This window comes from Gilliamella sp. B14384G12 (genome assembly GCF_016101825.1).
Lineage (GTDB): Bacteria > Pseudomonadota > Gammaproteobacteria > Enterobacterales > Orbaceae > Gilliamella > Gilliamella apicola_N.
In genome coordinates, this window is the sequence record NZ_JACFPU010000001.1 from 369,376 (window position 1) to 386,279 (window position 16,904).

The 16,904-nt window shown below is 33.0% G+C and carries 9 protein-coding genes and 7 tRNA genes; 10 read left to right on the plus strand and 6 right to left on the minus strand.

Annotated elements, in window-relative coordinates; all coding sequences use genetic code 11:
• Positions 1 to 51: 51 nt before the first annotated feature.
• A complete protein-coding gene (locus H3S73_RS01670) occupies positions 52 to 3,132 on the minus strand; it encodes a beta-galactosidase (RefSeq protein ID WP_198235732.1) in 3,081 nt (1,026 codons plus the stop codon).
• Between the two features lie 367 nt (positions 3,133 to 3,499).
• Here H3S73_RS01670 and H3S73_RS01675 point away from each other — a divergent pair, with 367 nt between their 5' ends.
• Complete coding sequence (locus H3S73_RS01675) at positions 3,500 to 5,284, plus strand: carbohydrate porin (RefSeq protein ID WP_198235733.1); 1,785 nt, start codon at positions 3,500 to 3,502, stop codon at positions 5,282 to 5,284.
• A 93-nt stretch (positions 5,285 to 5,377) separates the two neighbouring features.
• Here the strand turns inward: H3S73_RS01675 and H3S73_RS01680 are convergent, their stop codons facing one another.
• Together H3S73_RS01680 and H3S73_RS01685 are read right to left on the minus strand one after the other, a co-directional pair.
• On the minus strand, positions 5,378 to 6,382 hold the full coding sequence (locus H3S73_RS01680) for a substrate-binding domain-containing protein (protein WP_198235734.1): 1,005 nt from the start codon (positions 6,380 to 6,382) through the stop codon (positions 5,378 to 5,380).
• A 343-nt stretch (positions 6,383 to 6,725) separates the two neighbouring features.
• Positions 6,726 to 8,843 (minus strand): alpha-galactosidase, encoded by a 2,118-nt coding sequence (locus H3S73_RS01685; RefSeq protein ID WP_198235735.1) that lies wholly within the window; start codon positions 8,841 to 8,843, stop codon positions 6,726 to 6,728.
• 224 nt (positions 8,844 to 9,067) lie between these two features.
• On the opposite strand from H3S73_RS01685, the gene H3S73_RS01690 reads away from it, so the two are divergent.
• From H3S73_RS01690 to H3S73_RS01730, 9 genes are all read left to right on the plus strand, one after another.
• On the plus strand, positions 9,068 to 9,679 hold the full coding sequence (locus tag H3S73_RS01690) for a TIGR04211 family SH3 domain-containing protein (protein ID WP_086318750.1): 612 nt from the start codon (positions 9,068 to 9,070) through the stop codon (positions 9,677 to 9,679).
• The gene (locus H3S73_RS01695) at positions 9,679 to 10,776 is read left to right on the plus strand and encodes a multifunctional CCA tRNA nucleotidyl transferase/2'3'-cyclic phosphodiesterase/2'nucleotidase/phosphatase (RefSeq protein ID WP_198235736.1); all 1,098 of its coding nucleotides are present in this window, start codon (positions 9,679 to 9,681) and stop codon (positions 10,774 to 10,776) included. The genes H3S73_RS01690 and H3S73_RS01695 overlap by 1 nt, the downstream gene beginning before the upstream one ends.
• A 117-nt stretch (positions 10,777 to 10,893) precedes the next feature.
• A tRNA-Met gene (locus tag H3S73_RS01700) sits at positions 10,894 to 10,970 on the plus strand.
• A 37-nt stretch (positions 10,971 to 11,007) separates the two neighbouring features.
• Positions 11,008 to 11,092 (plus strand) — tRNA-Leu (locus tag H3S73_RS01705).
• Positions 11,093 to 11,117: 25 nt separating this feature from the next.
• Positions 11,118 to 11,192 (plus strand) — tRNA-Gln (locus tag H3S73_RS01710).
• Between the two features lie 76 nt (positions 11,193 to 11,268).
• Positions 11,269 to 11,351 (plus strand) — tRNA-Leu (locus H3S73_RS01715).
• A 25-nt stretch (positions 11,352 to 11,376) separates the two neighbouring features.
• Positions 11,377 to 11,451, plus strand: a tRNA-Gln gene (locus H3S73_RS01720).
• Positions 11,452 to 11,516: 65 nt separating this feature from the next.
• A tRNA-Leu gene (locus H3S73_RS01725) sits at positions 11,517 to 11,601 on the plus strand.
• A gap of 15 nt (positions 11,602 to 11,616) precedes the next feature.
• Positions 11,617 to 11,691 (plus strand) — tRNA-Gln (locus H3S73_RS01730).
• Between the two features lie 986 nt (positions 11,692 to 12,677).
• Here H3S73_RS01730 and H3S73_RS01735 read toward each other — a convergent pair.
• Genes H3S73_RS01735 through H3S73_RS01745 form a run of 3 tightly spaced genes read right to left on the minus strand, consistent with a single transcriptional unit; the run spans position 12,678 to position 16,609 of the window.
• Positions 12,678 to 14,084: a hypothetical protein gene (locus tag H3S73_RS01735; RefSeq protein ID WP_198235737.1), complete on the minus strand. Its 1,407-nt coding sequence runs from the start codon at positions 14,082 to 14,084 to the stop codon at positions 12,678 to 12,680.
• A 3-nt stretch (positions 14,085 to 14,087) separates the two neighbouring features.
• Positions 14,088 to 15,458 (minus strand): DUF6384 family protein, encoded by a 1,371-nt coding sequence (locus H3S73_RS01740; RefSeq protein ID WP_198235738.1) that lies wholly within the window; start codon positions 15,456 to 15,458, stop codon positions 14,088 to 14,090.
• Positions 15,458 to 16,609 carry a hypothetical protein gene (locus H3S73_RS01745; RefSeq protein ID WP_198235739.1) on the minus strand — a complete coding sequence of 384 codons (1,152 nt, stop codon included), beginning with the start codon at positions 16,607 to 16,609 and terminating at the stop codon, positions 15,458 to 15,460. Before H3S73_RS01745 ends, H3S73_RS01740 begins: the two co-directional genes overlap by 1 nt.
• Between the last annotated feature and the right edge of the window lie 295 nt (positions 16,610 to 16,904).

Here is a 16,904-nt window from a genome sequence, read left to right on the forward strand (position 1 = left end):
ATTCAGGCACGATTAAATCGTGCCTTATTTTAGTCAAATAATTTCTGTTTGTTAGCATTTAAAAATCAATTGATAGTGATAATGTTTATCCGTTAATAAAAATTCTGGATGTACATTTGGTGTCCAAGAATCATCACCACCAATGCCCATATGATAAGCATCTATACTGACGTAGGCGCATGTTTGAGGCACTAATAAATGACGATGTGTTTTTTCCATCAACTGTTTAGTACCATATTGATTAATATTAAATTTAAATTGATGACCTGTAATTATCATATCATTAAGAATTAATTGTTTGACATCACAACGTAAGCCATTTTCACAAGGATAAATATAAGGCGTATAAAGTTCGGCAAATGGTAATGACCAATCACCAAAAATTGCAGAGGTTTTTCGATCAGGATAGTTTTCATGTGGTCCTAATCCAAGCCAGTTTATCTGTTTTGGTATCTCTTTCAATTGATACGTCAAACCAATACGGGCCGGTGCAGGCATATCATTCGCAATATCGACTTCTACTGTTATCGTCAAGTTTCCATCCTGATCAAATTGATGTAACCATTTACTTTGAATGACTTTGCGTTTTTTCACACTATAAGCATGAAGCGCTTCAATAATTATATAATCATCTGTTTGTGATGCTTTAATTCCTAAACACTGATGGCTCAAATCGAAATAGCCAGCAGCTTTCCACCGTTCAACCCATGCAAAAGGATTGCAATCAAAACCACTACTGATACCAATATCGTTATCAATTGGTGCTCGAATAAACTGATCAGTCAGTGCGCTGGCTAACAATGGTTTCTTATTTTTAACCCATTGGCTCAGCTGTCCTGATTTTTTATTAATTTGCCAACTTTGATTTTTCCAATTGACAATAAATTCATTGTCATTTTCAGTTAATTTTAGTAATTTTTTATTTTTGCTTAATGCCAATTGCGGAATAAAACTATTAATTAATTTGAATTGTTCCCAAGCCACAATATGCTTTGCTGGAGACCATGTGGTGGCTCTGTTTTGAATGACTTTAAGCGATAGGTGTAAGTTTTCTCCATTAATATTATTACCTATGTCGTCAGTAATTTTTAGTTCAATTGTATCGTTAGGCTTAATATTAAGTTTAAGTTTACCATTTTGTTGATTTTTACCATCAAGCAGCAGTTCCCAATATAGTATTTCATTGTCTGTAGTACGGAATAAATACTCACTAGTTACTTCAATAATAATCGGTTTTTGGCTGACAAGTTTGAATTGAAATGGCTGTTGCACTTTTTTGGCTTCAATTATACTTGGATGTGGTTTGCGGTCAGGAAAAACTAAACCATCTAAACAAAATTGTCTATCGTGATAGGCTTCACCAAAATCACCGCCATAAGCCCAATAACTTTCACCTGATTGATTATGGCAACGAATACCATGATCTGCCCATTCCCAAATAAAACCACCTTGTAATCTAGGATATTGCCGAAAAGCCTGCCAATATTTATAAAAAGTACCTAAACTGTTACCCATAGCGTGGGCATATTCACATAAAATAAGCGGGCGTTTTTCATCGGGCATAGAAATCCATTTTTTTATAGACCATTTAGGAACATTTGGATGGGGTTGATCTTGATCTACTCGTGCATACATAGGACAAATAATATCAGTTGCAGCTGTATTGGCGCCTCCTCCTTCATATTGGACTGGGCGGGTTGGATCATTACTTTTGATCCAACTATAAAGCGCATCGTGATTTGCACCATGTCCTGATTCATTACCAAGTGACCAAATGATTATAGATGGGTGATTGCGATCGCGTTGAACCATACGAGTTACTCGTTCACTATATGAAGCCAACCAGTTAGGGTCATCAGACAAACGTGACATTGGGAACATCCCATGTGACTCAATATTTGCCTCATCTACTACATAAAGGCCATATTCATCACAAAGCTCATACCAACGTGGATCATTAGGATAATGGCTACAACGCACAGCATTAAAATTGTGTTGTTTGATTAATTTTATATCATGAAGCATAGCTTGTTCGGTAACCGCGTATCCCATATCAGGATAAAATTCATGACGATTCGTTCCCTTAATGATTAGTGGTTTATTATTCAAACAAAGTTGCCCATGTTTGATTTCTACAGTTCGGAAACCAATGTTATAAGCTTCAGATTCAACTAAGCCTGTATTAGTATGATTCAAGCTGATAACAAGCCGATAAAGATTTGGCGTTTCAGCACTCCATAATTGTGGTTTGGTCACTGGAATATGGCAAACTACTCGGTCATTGTAACCACCTTTTTCATCAATATCAGAAGTTCCAATTGATTGCGATTGTTCAAGAACTAGTTTATCTTTTTGCCATAATTCAATGTCTACATTGAGCATCTCAATATCGTCTTGATGCTTAACATCAATTTGCAAGGATAAGGTAGCATTTTGATAGCAAGCATCAAGCATTGTTTTAACTTGAATATCTTGTAAATGTGATTTAGGTTTATTAAGTAGTGAGACACCACGGAAAATGCCGCTTAATCGCCACATATCTTGATCTTCAAGATAACTGCCATCGCACCATTTTAAAACTAGCACTGCTATTCGGTTTTCACCTTTCTTTAAAAAAGGAGTTAAGTCAAATTCAGCTGCAATACGGCTATCTTGTGAATAGCCAACCCATTTACCATTGCACCAAAGATGAAATGCGGCACTGACCCCATCAAATATAATTCTAGTATCACCTTTATTTAACCATTTTTTATCAATATTAAAGTACCTCGAATAACAACCCGTTGGGTTATCTTCAGGAACAAAAGGAGGATTATAAGGAAAAGGGTAACGAATATTTGTATAAACCGGCGCATCGTAGCCATGAAATTGCCAATTTGATGGAACAGGAATAGTGGTATTATCGAGTTCTTTATCCAACCACGATTCTGGTACTTGTTTTGGGTTATTAAAATAACTAAAAAACCAATCACCATTGAGCGATAAAATTGCGTCTGAATCACCATTATTTTTTGCTTGTTGTTTATCTCGCCAGCTATTAAATTTGGGATGTGTATTAAGTCGATTAATGCTTAATATAGATAAGTTATTCCAATCCGACCGGTTGATGATTTCACTGAAACAAGGATTCATTATTTTCTCCTTTTATTTAGTTTGAAGTAGCATTTTTTAATTTATTATAAATAATTTATTTTTTTATTTAAGTGATCAATTTAACACTTTATGTAATCGATTACACTTGTATTTTTGTGTTTTTCTTCAAAAATGGGAAATTTAATATTAATTAAATATTAATGTGATACATGTCACATATATGTATATTTATATTGTTAACGATCAATTTTATTAGTTATATTAAATAAGCTTATTTATTAAGCATTGGATTGCTACCGTAAGATTATGGGCAAAACCTAAAGAATAGTTATCACTATTTTTTAGGTTTTTTTTTGTCTCAAATTTTTGAGATTCTTAAATATATATAAAATAATGAGTAGAAAAAATGAAATATTTAACTAAGGCAGCATTAAACGTCAAACCTAAACGAATTGTTTTAATTACTTTACTTGGCTTGTGTTCTATACAAAACTCTTTTGCTGCTACTCAAGAAGAGTTAGAGGCAAGAATATCGATGTTAGAACAAAAATTATTGGCACTTTCTGAAGAATCTATAGATTTAAAAAAGCAAGTGATCGAGTCTAATAAACAGCTAGCAGAATTAAATAAGAATATTCAACAACAACAGATTGTAATAAATAATCAACAAAAGGTGCTGAAAAATCAGAGTGTTGCTTTAGCTAAAACTTCAACCCAAACACCAGCATCTAAACAAACCCAAAATCACACTCAAACCAATATTAATTCCAAGTCTGTTATTCAACAAAAACCGACAGTCGACAATCAAATTGTTATAGTTAACGATACTAAGCAAAGTGATAATGTAGCCCCAACATCGCAAACCAAATCACTTAAAAACTCCTTTACTCTGTCGGAGTTTAAAGATTACATCAAAGATGAAATCGGTTTTTCATTTAATGGGTATTTTCGTGGTGGTTGGTCTACCTCCCAAAATGGCAAACCTAAAAATTATGCTGAAGGGGCATTAGGCCGGTTTGGTAATGAGTATGGTGGTTGGTACGATCTTGTCTTTAAGCAAAAAGTGTATGATGAAGATGGTCATAGAGTGGATGCCATTGTTATGATTGATGGTAATGTAGCTACCAATAAAGCAGCGGGTTTATTCAATACTCAAGATGACAATATTATGCAGTTTTCTGATATTTACTTATCAACCAAAGGATTTGTGCCAGGATTTCCTGATGCAAATTTATGGGTAGGTAAACATTCACTTCCTTATAATGAAATCCAAATGTTAGACTGGAAAACTCAAAAAACACCTGCAGGTGGTGGTATTGGTATTGAAGATCTTGGAATTGGCGTGGGTAAACTTGATTTAGCTTTGGTACGAGCGGATGTTAATGTCAAACAAGTTAAAAAAATTGAAGTTACAAATAATGGTAATACTGAGATACAAACCGTAACTAAACGGGAAGAAGTCGACTTAAATGAAATCGAGTTTCGCTATCGAGATATTCCTTTATGGCAAGATGCCACTCTTGCAATTAATGGTCGTTATTCTGCCCCCAATAAATCCAAAATTCAGGACAGTGTTAGTGTAAAAAATGCTTGGTTAGGAAGTTTTGTTTTAAGACAAAATAATTTTTTTGGTGGATTTAATCAATGGACTTTACAAACTGCGACCAATTCTGTTGCGTCACAATTAGCTAATATTAATACTAATAACCCTGAATTTGCAGCCAATTCTGATAATGATTACATCGGTACACATACAGGAGGAAAAGCTTACCGATTGGTATCTGAAGGTGAGGCTTATTTAGCCGATAAAGTGATTATCGCCCATGCACTCGCGCTTACAACAGGAACAGATGTTTATTCCTATGACCTCAATTTGGCTCATACTGATTTTTCGAGTTTCAAATCAGCCATAAGACCTGCTTATATATGGGACAACTACAATCAAAGTGGCATCGAATTAGGTTACTTTAGACAAAAAAATAAAGTTAAAGGCAAAAGCTATAATGAAGAAGGTTTTAAAACAACTATTTTCCACTCATTTAAAGTTGGTGAAAGCATTTTGACATCAAGACCTGATATACGTTTCTATGTCTCATATATAGAATCTTTGCAAAATGAGATCAGTAAATTTGACTTTAATGGTAAGGATAATCAAATTAGCTTTGGCGTGCAAACTGAAGTTTGGTTTTAAATAATTTTATCTGAAAAAATAGCTAAATGTCGGAAACACATAATTTTTAGGGTTTTCGACATTTTTTTAATTTAGTTTTTAAACCAATACCGATCATTTAATTTGGGTAACAGAATATCGCTTAGTTAAAGTTGGAGTAAAAACATTAATTAAATTGGCAGGTAAAACTTCTTCTTTTGCTAATCGCAATGCGAGTTCCGCCGCTTGCTCTGCCATAGTTTGCAATGGATAGCGGATGGTTGTCAGTTTAGGATGTAAATACCGAGCAAGTAATAAATCATCAAAACCAATAATCGAAATATCTGACGGAATTTTTATATCATTATCATATAATACAGAAATAGCGCCCGCTGCCATAGAGTCATTGTAGCAAGCAATAGCCGTAATTTGTTGATTACGCTCTAAAAGAGACATCATAGCTTGTTCACCACCTATTTCATTTGGTGAAGAAATAGCAATCAAATTATCGTTTATGTCAATATCATGTTCTAATAGCGCATCTTTATACCCTTGTAAGCGGTCGGATGAATCTGATATATCATGGTTTGAACACAAATAACCAATGTTGGTATGGCCATGTTGTATTAAATGTTTAACAGCTAAGTAAGAACCATAACGGTCATCAAGTGCAATGCAGCGTTTCTCAAAACCTTTTATTACACGATTAATTAATACCATTCCAGGAACTTGCTCCATCAATCTTATTAAAGTACTGTCGGAAAGCATTTTGGCATGGACAACCAACGAAGAGCAACGATGCTCAATTAATTGAGTTATAGCATTATATTCTTTATTTTCATCGTGATAACCATTACCAATCAATAAAAAATGTCCGGTTCGGTAAGCTACTTTTTCAACTGCACTGACCATTGCACCAAAAAAAGGATCTGAAACGTCTGCGACAACAATACCAATGGTTTTTGAATTTTGCTGAGATAAAGCACGAGCGTTTGCATCTGGATAATAATTTAATTTTTCCATAGCATTTTTTACAATCTCACGCTTATTGTTGCTAACATTGTTTGCATTATTGATAACACGAGATACTGTTGCAACTGAAACATTGGCTAATTGTGCAACATCTTTTATTGTCGCCATAAAACTCCTTTTTAATTTGATATTATTACTAATAATTTATATCTATATTACTTAAAGTTTATCCATTTAAAATATTGTAGTTTACCAACGATTAAAGCAAAAATGGTTCGCAAAGAGGGAAGGGAACCTATACTTGAAATATTTTTGTTTATATCTTTTAGCTAATTCAGTCGGTTAGACCCTGAATATATGAGATAACACCTTATAATAATGGAAAAATTTTTATTTGCCAATCATTGTATTATTAGCTGAATCGTTTCAAATTCAATATGTTATAAAGGAGAATGAATGCTTTCATTCCCCTTATTGTTAAAAAATTTTATGATTTTTGTGTTTTTTTGATTTATTTGGATGTGATCTTGATAAGCATGGCTGTTGCAGGATCAAGCACAGGTAATGGTAATCCTATATTCATTAACCAATCGCCAGAAAGTGTTGTTTGAGTTTTCATCCATAGTGGTAATATTTTCATTGCATGACCACTGATTTTAGGATCAATATTGTCCGGCATATCAAGAATTTCTATTTGATATTGCTTATCCGTTAACAATCCTGTTAAACGTAAATTACCGCTCAACGCATAAGTTGGTAATGCTAATTGGGCAATAATAAACGCAGCTTCTTTTTGATCTTTGCTTACAACCCCATAACTTTGCATCGTGCGAGGATCATCGACATCCAAACGAACACTATTACCACTATGTAATAGTGAACGCAATTGTTTGTGTAAATTAATATAATGAGAAAAGGCTTTTTGTTCTTTTTCAGATTCTTTAACAGGATCAAGTTCAACACCCATATGACCAAACAGTGCAGTCAAACCACGTAAATTCATATGTAATTCGCGGAATGTAGTATGACATAAGGCACCACCAATGTGAGCACCCATTACCTCAGGAGGGAAGAAGTAACTCATACCACGCTGAATGATCTGCCGTTCTAATGCATCGTTAGAGTCTGAAGTCCAGAAACGTTGAGTACGTTTTAATATTTCATAATCAATACGTCCTCCACCGGAAGAGCAAGATTCAATTTCAACATGAGGGAATTTTTCTTGTAAAATATCAATTAAACGATATAAAGCTTCAGTTTGTCCAACAATGGCTGGATTACCATTGTGGCCAGCTTGCACAATTTCACGATTCATATCCCATTTGATATAGTCAATGTCATAGCTTCCAAGCAACCATGTTAATCTTTCAAGCAAATACTCAAAAACCGCTGGATTTTGTAAATCGAGTAAATATTGATGGCGACCTTCAGGTTGATTATAACCATGCAGTTCTAGTAACCAATCTGGGTGAGCGCGATAAAGATCGGAATTTTTATTAATCATCTCTGGCTCGACCCAAATACCAAATTCCATGCCCAAATCTTTAATATGCTTGATCACGGGTTCTAAGCCGTTTGGATATTTTCGTTTATCCAAATACCAATCTCCCAACCCTTGATAATCATCGTCACGTTTACCAAACCAGCCATCATCAATAATAAATCGTTCAACCCCCATATGTGCAGCCTTAGTTGCCATTTGTATAATATAGTCCGGATTATGATCAAAAAAGATACCTTCCCAAGTATTGAGATGGACTGGGCGTGGTTTATTTTGACTAAATTTAATAATGTTACCACGTAAAAAATCATGGAAGTGCTGACTCATCTCATTCAAGCCTTGCTCACTATAAGTTGCATATAACCAAGGAGTTGAAATTGACTCGTCTTTACCTAATGTAATTTCACCTGCCATATATAAGGCTTCGGCCTGAATAAAACGTTTACCATTACTTTTTACCGCTACCTGAATTCGATGATTTCCACTCCAACCTAAATGAACACCCCATACTTCACCGGATTGTTCTTTAAAGCCATCGGTACCAACTACCATACCCGGAAAATACTCATGTGAAGTACGTCCACGACGGTTTTCTTGCAAATAACCACAATGTTCGATTTTGGTACGATGAGGAAAGAACTCCTTAATCCAACGTCCACTAAAGGCCATTAATTCTTGTGCTCTTTCTGGAATGGGAAGAGTGATTGATAAGCGATTGACCAGATAAGGTTCATTGCCTAAATTAATTAAACTATTTTGGCATTGTAATACACCGCTGTTATCTAATATAAAATGGCTGGTGAAACGTAGGTTAGCAATATTATCTTCACTAATAATGGTGATTTCATTTTCTGTTTGAATAACTTCTTTGGTGATAAAAACAGGAGACCAATCTTTACCATTGCGATGACCTTCAAGTCCTGGTGTACTAAAATTACCCAAACCTTCTTCAGGGCATAAAGTAAACGGTACGTCAACATCAATACGAGCGTTTGGAACAGCGGGGGTTAACATTTCCAGATTTTCGAGTTGAATGTTTTGTAAGCGTTTACCAAAATAGCTAAGTTCAGCATAAGGTGTTGTACGAAATAGGACATCTATGTTGTTATTGTTAAGACGATAGTTCATAATGACTCCAAGATTGTGGTTCTTTATCTATCTAAAATAATTACATTTCTATTAAAATAAAATGATTATTTTTTTAATTTGTGATTAAGATCTCACAAAAAATGTAATCGATTTCATTTTTTGTGTTGCTAGTTATTTTGTAGAAACATATATTGTGAAATGAATGTGCGAAAAGTTATTTTTTTATGTTATTATGGTTAAAAAATGGATGGATTGAGTTAAATATGATGAAAAAACATAATATTATTATAATTTCTTTTCTTGGTTTTGTGTTTAATGCTAATGCTGCAGATAAATATGTGACAGATGATATAGATATCTACTTACGTCGTGGTCCTAGTGCTAATTATGGTTTCTCTGGCGCGGTTAAAACTGGTCAAAAAGTGACTTCTCTTGAAAAAAGTGACGATGGTAAATACACAAGAATCCAAATTAGTAATGGTAAGATAGGGTGGATTGAGACCAATAAACTTAATGATGAGCCAAGTTATCGAGAACGCCTTCCCGAGTTAGAAGCAAAATTAGCCGAATATCAAGATAAAGTGAATAATGTTGATGAAAATCAACGAAAAATCGTAAATGAATATGAGCAAAAATTGCAATCTGCAGAAGAATTAATTGAAACTCTTCAAAATAAAAATGCCGATCTTGATAAACAAGTCAAACAGCAGAGAACTCAAATAGATTCGATGTTAAATCAAGTTGATGATAAACGACTCGATCTTATTCTTACATGGTTTACTTATGGCGGTCTTGTTGCTGGTGGAGGTCTAGTATTAGGTCTAATTTTACCAATGATAATGCCTCGTCGTAAAAAAGATCGTTGGATGCGTTAATGTCTCAAATCTATCTAGTTGGAGGGTGTGTTCGGGATAGATTGTTAGGATTACTGAGCGCGGACCGTGATTGGGTTGTTGTTGGAGCAACGCCTGAGGAATTATTGTCTTTAGGTTATCAACAGGTTGGTAAAGATTTCCCTGTATTTTTACATCCAGTTACAAAAGAAGAATATGCATTAGCGAGGACAGAACGCAAAGCAGGTAATGGCTATACTGGATTTATTTGTGATTTCAGTAAAGACATTACTTTAGAACAAGATCTTATCCGACGAGATCTTACCATCAATGCTATTGCTATGGATGAAGAAAATAATATTATTGATCCTTACCATGGCGTTGAAGATATCAAACGTAAGCTGTTACGCCATGTCTCGCCAGCTTTCCGTGAAGACCCTTTACGAGTTTTGCGAGTCGCACGTTTTGCTGCACGTTATCATCAATTAGGTTTTGTTGTTGCAACAGAAACAATGAATCTTATGAAAGATATGGTTTTAGCCGGAGAAATTAGTTATCTAACCCCAGAACGTGTTTGGAAAGAGACTGAAAAAGCCTTATCTACTTTAGATCCTCAAATCTATTTTCAAGTTTTGGAACAATGTGGGGCTCTTGCTATATTGTTTCCATCATTAGTCTTATCCGATACGGTTATTGATGCTTTAAAACACTCTGTTTCATTAACTAACGATTTAACCATCCGTTTTAGTGTTCTTTGTTCGCAATTATCAACTAGGCATGTAGTTGAAGATTTATGTAGTAAAGTCAAATCACCCAATAATTATACTAAGCTTGCCATAATGGTTAAGCAATACTATAAAGATGTCCAGTCGGTGCAAACACTCACAGCTGAACAAATTATCTGTTTACTAAATAAAATTGATGTATGGCGTAATCCTCAACATCTTTCTCAATTGATTATGGCAAGCGAGGCTTTAGCTAAAACAGCATCCTTTCCACAAGCACAATATTTAGAAAATGCTTATAAACTAGCTAATAGTGTTAATGTGCAAAAAATTATTTCTGATGGGTTTACTGGAAAAGAAATTCAAATTGAACTACAAAAAAGGCGAATTGAATTGTTATTAAACCGGATTTGATTGCATCTTAATCGATCGTAACTTTTTTTCAAAATATCTAAAAAAAAGTGTTGACGATTTGCCGGAACTTAAGCATAATGCGCCTCGCAGTGTTGGTTATGACGTTGCGAATGAGATGGCTACGTAGCTCAGCTGGTTAGAGCACATCACTCATAATGATGGGGTCACAGGTTCGAATCCCGTCGTAGCCACCATTAAGATTAGGTAGTACTTTTACCGGAAGTATTCAGTGCGGGTGTGGCGAAATTGGTAGACGCACCAGATTTAGGTTCTGGCGCCGCAAGGTGTGTGAGTTCAAGTCTCTCCACCCGCACCATTTAATCTTAATATTAATCCTTTATTGGGGTATAGCCAAGCGGTAAGGCAGCGGGTTTTGATCCCGCCATGCCCAGGTTCGAATCCTGGTACCCCAGCCATTCCATTCTGCGTAATTTTTTAAGATGCTTTAGTCCGTTTAATTTTTAGGTTTATACCTCTTTATTGATTATTTATACGGGTGTGGCGAAATTGGTAGATGCCCAGATTTAAGTTCTGGCGCCGCAAGGTTGTGAGTTCAAGTCTCTTCATCCGTACCATCTAATCTTAATAATTATCTTTTATTGGGGTATAGCCAAGCGGTAAGGCAGCGGGTTTTGATCCCGCCATGCCCAGGTTCGAATCCTGGTACCCCAGCCATTTTATCCTGTATAATATATTAAAATTTTTAAATCTGATATATACTATTTTATCAATAGTTCAATACGGGTATGGCGGAATTGGTAGACGCGCTAGATTCAGATTCTAGTTCCGAAAGGTGTGCGAGTTCAAATCTCACTACCCGTACCATATATTTTTTTATAATGGGGTATAGCCAAGCGGTAAGGCAGCGGATTCTGATTCCGCCATTCCAAGGTTCGAATCCTTGTACCCCAGCCATAAATATGCATTCCTTTCTTATATTTGGTCAACTTTTTCACAATATTATTTGAGTCCATAAATAGCATTAATTCATATTTTTTTGTAACTATTTAGTTGCTCTAACAGATACATTGATTTGATATTGATTATCCTTGTTCTTCTCCTTTTAAATGCAATTTATATTTATGAACATTTATTACTAATGTATGGTTAATAATATAAATTATGATTACCTAATTCCATTTAGTCAAAAAGCTTGTATTAACTTAATCGTTACAGTGTTGGGTTAAGATAACTAAACTAAAAATAGTTGTATAAAGTCTATGTTTATCTACTTTGAAATTAAAAACACCTTGAACATTGTTAGTTTAATTCCAATAGTCGATAAAACATAATTTTCTTGGTAATGTTGAATTTTTAGACCATAAAGTGATGTCTTTCATTTATGGTGAAATAAAATATCAATAGGATGTAGAATGCTATCAGATACTCAATAATGAAAAAATTAAAGATCGAAAAATGGTAATCTCAAAATAAATTTAGGTTCAATTAGTGTGAAATCTAAGCGTTAGAAAAGAATAATTAAAAGTCTTTGTTCCGACACAAGTAAAAAATTAGCTCAAATTCCTATAGAATTTATAATTGATTAGATAAAATCTATTTGTCGTTATTATAGAACTTTTATATCGCAATTTTTCTATAATTATTTAACAGAAGTACTATATTAATTATCAAGTCAGAATAAATTAGTAACCTAGTGGAAAAATGTTAGGAGCGTATAAAACCAAAATATAGTATAAGTAATCAAATAATATGACACAAATCGAATATAGATAAGTATTAAGTAATCAGCATTATTTTCATATTGATTTATGTGTTTCTAATAAGTAATTTATATGTAGATAGTATATAAATTGCCAATAAAACAGAGATTTTTAAAATTAATCATTATCCACGATAGAACGTGAATAATGAATATATTATAAAAAAGCTCATACCTAGATTTAAAAACTGTCTGTCGTTTTATATCCTCCACCACCTGACGATGAACTTGATGAGTAACTACCGCGACTTGATGATGAACTATTACTGGATGAAGAACTACTACGGTATGAAGACCCCCAAGAAGATGATTTTGATGAATAGCTCAATAATGATCCGATACTGCTTTGATGTACCGAAGTTCTTCTTTCGATTTTTATTCGTACTCTATAGCTAAGTAGTGTCTCAACAATGGTAATTGGAAAAACATCATTGTTTAATAATTTATTTAATAGTTCATTCAGATTATACGAAGATATCCTATATTCATATAAAAAACTGGAAATATTGTATTCCTTAAAAAGATTAAGTGTTTCATTAAAACGCTCATAGGTTTTCATTAAATCTGAAGTTGTATTACGAAGATGAACAATATGATTCTCAGATTGCTTTATCTGTTTTTCTATTTCATAGAGCTTTTTAAGTAATATATCATCTCCTTTAGTTTTTGTTTGTAAGGTTAGCTGCTGAAGTCTATCAAAAGACTTATGTTTTAAAAACTCAGCAAGTTGCAAAGAGAGTCTTTTAAACTCGAGGCTTTTTCCTGTTTGTGTTTCATTTAAAACATTATAATTTTCTTGCTTTTCTCGCTCTAGATTCGCTAAATCCTGCTCAATTTCTGCTAATTCAACTCTTATCGCTGGTATTTTCAAAACAGTTTCAACACTATGTTCTTTCTGTTCTTTTTGTTTTAATGCTAATTCATAAGATCTTGTTTGATTTTCGTAACGTGATTTTGATTCATTTAGTAATGAATTGATTAATTTGTAATTTTTGTAATTTTGAGAAAAATTAACAAATCTTGCTAACCATGCATCTAGGTTTTTTAAGATCCAAAAAGCTTTGTAATTATTTTCACCATAGTTTCGCTTAATTAAATAATTAAAATACCTATTTTCGTTATATTGAACAAGTTTTTCTGAAAACTCGCTTTGAGAAGCTTCAAAGTTTTCAGTTTCTTTATCAAAGCGTTCTTTTTCGATAGTAAAGCGATCAAATAGCGATAGATAATCGGGATCTTTCTCAAGTTGTAGCGTTTTTTCGGTTGTAAGTTCATCTAATCTTATCAAAATTTCTGTTAATTTTATCTGCTGCTTATCAATTTTTTTGTCTAAACTGTAAGATTTGCTTTTTAATTGCTTTAAAACATTTTGTAACTGGTCAATAATTTTTTGTATTTTAATATCGTTATTTTCAGGTGATTCTAATAAATAGATAGTCGCAATTTTATTATAAATATTTGCTTGTTGAGTCTTTAAATCAAGTAATTTTTCATGTGTATCATGTAATTCTTGATTGGCTGAGTCCAAAGAAGCCTTAGTTGTACGAGCTTTTTGATTAATGGTGCTTTCAATTGTTCTTGTCTGCATGGTTTACCACTCTAAAATCCTGCCTGATTTAACTGAATTTGGACAGTTAAACGTTAAACGTCCTTTTGGTTTAGCACAAAGTTTATTATTATCAATATGCCCATCATTTATTTTATCCTCTTTAACGGCATTAAATGCTTTTAAGGTAACTTGTTGACCAAACATCTCTACTAATTTGGTTTCACCGGTTTCGATGCTTTTTACCCATATTGAAGTTGGCTTACCGGTTGATGTTAATGCTTGAACAATTAAATACCAAGATTTACCATTAGTATTCTCATGTGTGCGTTCAACCCCAGATTTATGATCTGGATGGTCAACGATGGTCAACGTTAAATTAGTTTGTGCTAGTTTAAGGTAGTAAGCCATCATTGTTTGATAATTTTCAACATTTTCAAAATTTAAATCTTTTAAATCAGCAAGTAATGAAGTTTGAAGCGCAATAATGGGATCCATATCTGATTTAGGTACGTTTAATTCTAGTAACTGTTTCGTATCAGACTCAATTTTCTTTTCAAGAAATTCTGCACGTTCAATTGAAGAATAAAGTGTTTCAATCCGATTAGTATCGATATTTGTTTGACCTTGATTAAGGCTATCAATAATAGAATCGACAATATTTTGTAATATAGGGTATTTTTTACTAGCATCAGTAAATTCTTGATTGTGGATTAATTTAGTTAATTTCTTATCCGTTTCAATTAATTCTTGCAATTGTGTTATTTGCGAAGTGACTTCGGATAATTTAGTTTTGATTGAGTAGTCAGTCTCTTTTAAATATTTAAGTATATCTTTATCTTTTTGCGCTATTGAAGATAGATCTGCCCCAGATTTTACTATAGAAGAAATATTATCTTGGTTAAGCAGATCAATAATTGAGTTTTTTAATTTTTTTATTGGAACTTGGGCAAAATTGACAGAATGCTTATCAATTTCAAGAAATTTTCTATTTAAATCATTTAAACTACTTTTTGCGGATAAAATATGGTTATAAGTACTATCAATATTACTTTTTATTTTTTTTGTAATCGTTACTTCTGCAAAGTTAATTAACGTTAAAACGAATAAAATAATATATATAATAGAAAATACAATGTTTCTTTTAATATAACATAAAGCAAGAAAATGCATAAACCAATTACGTTTAGGTACATTAAACCGCAAACGTTTATCAAACCAAAGATTAATTCCTTTTTCTATAAGACTATCATCAATAAATTGTCCTTTGGTTTGATAGTAATTTTTTATGTTTTCTTTCAATTTATCCCGCAAAACATTGCGATCAAGATGCTCAAGTAATAATTGCTGTTTTTGATAAAGCTCATCAATTATTGCCATCGCTCCTAATTGTTCACTAAGCTTAATTTCCGACATTAACTATTAACCTTTAGAATAATATTGTTAAAGCGTTGTTTTCCATCTTCAACAATACGATCTATTTCTTTTGCATTTTCAATTGATTCATTTCGTAATTCGCTAATTAGCTGTTGGCTTGATTCTTGATAATTAACGATCGCTTCAACTAAAGAACGTAACGAATCGGCTTTAATAGTAGAACCATATCCAGCTCGTAAAGCTTCATCTAATTGTTTATTACCAACAGATGCTATACTTTCTATGCCTTTATTCATACCATCTTTTAAGGCTTCTAAGGTTTTAGTACTTTCACTTAAACCAGTTAAAGAAGTTATTGAAGCACTTAAAGCAGTAAACACAATTTCATTCGTTGAAAAAAAGTTAACACTTTGTTGATATACTCGTTCTTTTACTGAAGTTGTTTGTTGTAAACGGGCAAATACTGCTTCGGCTGAATTATAAGATACGGTTAAATTATTAGCTAAATCCAAAATAATTTGATAACGACTATCTTCTTGTTGAACATTACGTAATGCTTCATCTCTAATGAGTTCTAAACGTGCTCGAGCAACATGATCATCAGAATTGAAATTATCTACATCGGCAATGGCTAATGATAATTTATTTTTACAATCTTCAAGGCGGGCTGTTGCCATATTGACTAATTCTTCGGCGGTAATTTGTGCTTGTTTTAATCCAAATCTAAAATCCTGATAAGCATTTAAAATAATACGTTCACGTTCGACCTGATTACCTGTTTCTTTTGATACTTCTAAGTAAGTAGATTTGATGAGATTGAAACGATCTGGAATTGATCCGCGTTTAAGTTTCATCCAACCAATTTTGATTCTTTCCAAAAAGTCTAATCGACCATCATCAAGCCAACCTATCATTTTTTCCATATCAGTACGAATACTATCAAAATGATTAACTATTTTGGTATAGCGCTGTGATACTTCAACACCATCAATTTGATCACGGACTACTTCATTAAATGCACCTTGTTGTTGCAACGTACGAGCTATCGACATAACTCGGTTTTTATCAATCTCAGTAACATTATCCAGTAATTTTAAAATTGGGGCATCGGTTTGAGGTTTAAGTATAATGCCGATTTTATTTAATACCTGTACTGCTCTATCGACATAAGGAACAACTTGATTAGACATTTTTTAATCCTTTAAAATATTTGTAATAAATTTATTAGGTAACGCAAAAAATTATATATCATCAACTTAATTTTAACAATTTACCATTGATTTAAAATAGAAATTCATAAAGACGCTTTTTAATATAAACATAAAATATAACTGTTAAAGTTTAATTAGACATATTCAAATAGCGATTTATTCATTTTAATATTCCATCTTTTGTTGAATAACTTTACCTATAAACTTAATCGCATGGAAAACTTATTAATGACCCTCCACATGGTATTATTATTGATTACCCCAAATCAAATAG

What these genes read in the sequence shown, in the direction of transcription:
- H3S73_RS01670 (WP_198235732.1), bottom strand. Translation starts at nt 3,132, where the DNA reads ATGAATCCTTGTTTCAGTGAAATCATCAACCGGTCGGATTGGAATAAC.
- H3S73_RS01675 (WP_198235733.1), top strand. Translation starts at nt 3,500, where the DNA reads ATGAAATATTTAACTAAGGCAGCATTAAACGTCAAACCTAAACGAATT.
- H3S73_RS01680 (WP_198235734.1), bottom strand. Translation starts at nt 6,382, where the DNA reads ATGGCGACAATAAAAGATGTTGCACAATTAGCCAATGTTTCAGTTGCA.
- H3S73_RS01685 (WP_198235735.1), bottom strand. Translation starts at nt 8,843, where the DNA reads ATGAACTATCGTCTTAACAATAACAACATAGATGTCCTATTTCGTACA.
- H3S73_RS01690 (WP_086318750.1), top strand. Translation starts at nt 9,068, where the DNA reads ATGATGAAAAAACATAATATTATTATAATTTCTTTTCTTGGTTTTGTG.
- H3S73_RS01695 (WP_198235736.1), top strand. Translation starts at nt 9,679, where the DNA reads ATGTCTCAAATCTATCTAGTTGGAGGGTGTGTTCGGGATAGATTGTTA.
- H3S73_RS01735 (WP_198235737.1), bottom strand. Translation starts at nt 14,084, where the DNA reads ATGCAGACAAGAACAATTGAAAGCACCATTAATCAAAAAGCTCGTACA.
- H3S73_RS01740 (WP_198235738.1), bottom strand. Translation starts at nt 15,458, where the DNA reads ATGTCGGAAATTAAGCTTAGTGAACAATTAGGAGCGATGGCAATAATT.
- H3S73_RS01745 (WP_198235739.1), bottom strand. Translation starts at nt 16,609, where the DNA reads ATGTCTAATCAAGTTGTTCCTTATGTCGATAGAGCAGTACAGGTATTA.